Raw genomic sequence first — 2,996 nt, 5'->3', positions numbered from 1 at the left:
CCATTGGCCGTGGTCAATGGCCACCGTTTCGAGGGCAGAGTCAGGACCAGAACCCCGCCGGAACTCAGCGCAATCCTCGGGTACTTTCGGCTGCCCGGCCCGCTGCACCCGGATGCCGAAATACTGGAACGGCACCACGTGGCTCAGGGCCCCGGCAATAGCGCGAAACAGGGGCTCGCGGCGTTTAATGCTGAGCAGGGCAGTGCCAATAGTGAGTTGCAGCGTGCGCTCTTGTTCGCGCCGGGCCAGGTCCTCGAACGCCAGAGTGTTGGCCACCGCGGCGGCCACCAGCGCCCCGATTTTTTCCAGCAGCGCATCGTCGGCTGCCGACCGCGCAGCTGGGCAGCGGGTGGCCAGCGTGAGGGCCCCGATGAGGCGGCCACCGCGGCGCAACGGCACGCAGGTGCGGTAGCGAATGCCCACGGCCCACATCTGCCGGAGCGATTCAGCATTCGGGTACCTGGCCAGAGAATCGACCAGGGCGGTATGGCCTACCCCCGGGGCACTCAACAAGTCTTCGAGCGGTGAGCCGCCAATGGCGGCGAAGTGTAGCGGCACTACGGGCATGCTGACATACTGATTCCCGTCGGCATGGGCCCGTAAAAACAGCCGCTCGTTTTTCATCTCCGCATCGAACACGCTGATAACCAGCAGGTCGAACGGGAAAATCTGGCGCAACTCGTTCGACACGACCTTGAACAGCGCCTCTTTGTCAAGAATAGTGGCGATGGCCTCGTTGAGGACGGGTAGCAAAGTTTCGGCAACGTCGGTCATTCCTGGTATACCAGGAGCGTTTAGAAGGAACTCCTTGCATATCAGGAAGCAAACATTCAGGGCTAATGTTTTGAACCGTTTAAGGTTTAATCATAACGCCTATAATGGGCTGGAAATGGGCCTTTTCTGCTCTATCTCCCGGTAGCCGAGGAGCCTGTGCTGGCTGGCACGGGCTTAGTTGAAGCGAATAGATTATTCCCTGCTTCCACCCAGGGGGTGCCCGCAGGGTGTGGTTGGAGCTGCCCTCACTATCGCTGTTGGTCGCTTGGCTAACAGGCGGTTCATTGCCGGTGCATTCTCCTTTTCGTTTGTCTATGAACCTTTCCCACAACACGGTCTTGATTACCGGTGGTGCTTCCGGCATCGGCTTAGCCCTAGCCACTCGCTTCCTGAACGCGGGCAGCACCGTTATCATCTGTGGTCGGCGCGCCGATAAGCTGGCCGAAGCCCAGCAGCAACACCCCGGCCTGCGCACCCGCGTGGCCGACGTGGCCACGGCCGCCGACCGTGCGGCTTTGGCCACCTGGGCCACGATTGAATTCCCCAACCTTAACGTGCTGGTCAACAACGCTGGCATCCAGAACAGGCTGAAAATCGACGATTTGGCAGCCGATTGGGAAACCAGGCGTCAGGAAATCGCCATCAACTTCGAGGCCCCCATTCACTTGGCTGCGCTGCTGTTGCCTCACCTGCGCCAGCAGCCGGGCGCGGCCATCCTCAACGTCACCTCGGGCTTAGCCTTCGCTCCTTTGGCCGGCCTCCCCCTCTACTGCGCCACGAAAGCCGCCCTGCACTCATTTACACTCTCGCTGCGCCAGCAGCTGCTCCCCATGGGGGTAGAGGTGCTCGAAATCGTTCCCCCGGCCGTGGACACCGACCTCGGGTCCCCCGGCCTGCACCCCTTTGGGGTACCCGTCGACGCCTTTGCCGACGCCGTGATGGCGCGCCTGGTCACCGGCGAGCAGGAAGTCGGCTTCGGTACCTCGGAGCAAGCCCGGCTCGCTTCGCGGGCCGAGGCGGATGCCAGCTTTCAGCAGATGAATACCCGTTAAGCAGGTAAGCTGATAGGGTAACATTTCAAGCAGGGATTGTGGCAGCGGAGCTTAGGGCAACAATAAATCCTAAACACTGATTTCAGGGTTGTACAACTAGGAGTCTGTTGCCGCATCGCTGCTCCGGCTGCCGAGGCCAACTTGGAAAATTTCGGCTTGCTAATTAGCGCAAGCCTTCGGCGGTGAACCACGCATCAAGCGCCGCATTCACTTCAGCGGGGCGCTCAAGCATCAGTTCGTGCCCTCCCTCAATCGTGACCTCATGCAGATTGGTGCAATCCATGCGCATGGGCTCGGCGAGGCGGCTGTGCACGCTATCGCAGACTGTATCCCATTCGGCGTGCAGGAAGAGCACCGGCAGGGTCAGACGGCCAAAGTTCGGCGCCTCGGCGGCGTAGGCTAGATTGGCTGCATCATTCAGGTACCAGGCGTTGGCGCCGCGAAAGCCAGTTGCGCTAAATGCCGCGACTAACGTGTTGTAATCAGCCGGCGAAAGCAGGGCGGTATCGCGGGGCATTGCGGGAGCCCGGTGCGCCGGGCCAAACCACCCACCCTGGGCACGAACGGCGGCCGTTGGGGCCGGCTTGCCAATCGCCTCCGGAGAGCCGGCGCGGTATAGCAGCGCCAGCGTCGCGGCAACATCGGCTTCGAAATCGTGGGCCGCTTGGGCAAAGTTTTCCCGGTAAAAGAGAAAGTATTCCCATTGGCCCGCTGGGTACTGCTCGACCGGATAAAGGGCGCGGTCAACCAGCGGCAGCAACGTAGGCAAGGCCAGGCCCCGCGCCAAGTAGGGTACGCAGAGGCTGACCACGGCGCGACAGCGGTCGGCGTGGTGCGCCGCCAGCGCCCACACCACCGGGCTGCCCCAGTCGTGGCCGACCCACACGGCCGGAGCGCCGCCCAGCGACTCGTGCAGCTCAACCATATCCGCTACCAGCTCGCGCACGGCGTAAGCTCCCGTCGCGGTGGGCACCGCTGAGCCGCCGTAGCCGCGCATATCAGGCGCGATGCAGCGCCAGCCGGAAGCGGCGAAATGCGCGAGTTGAGCGTGCCAGACCAAGCCCAGTTCAGGCCAGCCGTGCAGAAAGAAGACTAAGGGGCCGTCGACAGGGCCCGCTTCGAGCCAACTAGTCCGGTGACGCGTCGTTTCGAGACGGTTTTGGGCGAAAA

3 protein-coding genes are annotated in these 2,996 nt (G+C 62.3%); 1 reads left to right on the top strand and 2 read right to left on the bottom strand.

Going from position 1 to position 2,996, the window contains the following annotated elements; genetic code table 11:
• The coding region (locus tag ACFE70_RS20050; protein WP_375419561.1) for a GAF domain-containing protein at positions 1–774 on the bottom strand (774 nt) is incomplete at its 3' end.
• Between the two features lie 314 nt (positions 775–1,088).
• Between ACFE70_RS20050 and ACFE70_RS20045 the strand changes: the two genes are divergently transcribed.
• Positions 1,089–1,826 carry an SDR family oxidoreductase gene (locus ACFE70_RS20045; RefSeq protein ID WP_375419560.1) on the top strand — a complete coding sequence of 246 codons (738 nt, stop codon included), beginning with the start codon at positions 1,089–1,091 and terminating at the stop codon, positions 1,824–1,826.
• Positions 1,827–1,989: 163 nt separating this feature from the next.
• Here the strand turns inward: ACFE70_RS20045 and ACFE70_RS20040 are convergent.
• Positions 1,990–2,996: alpha/beta hydrolase (locus tag ACFE70_RS20040; RefSeq protein WP_375419559.1), on the bottom strand; the 1,007-nt coding region annotated here is incomplete at its 5' end.

The organism is uncultured Hymenobacter sp., from assembly GCF_964243305.1.
GTDB lineage: Bacteria > Bacteroidota > Bacteroidia > Cytophagales > Hymenobacteraceae > Hymenobacter.
Note: the sequence above shows the minus strand (reverse complement) of the source record. Positions and strands in the feature narration are given on the sequence as shown.

Coding starts and splice junctions, on each gene's coding strand:
- ACFE70_RS20045 (WP_375419560.1), top strand. CDS start 1,089: ATGAACCTTTCCCACAACACGGTCTTGATTACCGGTGGTGCTTCCGGC.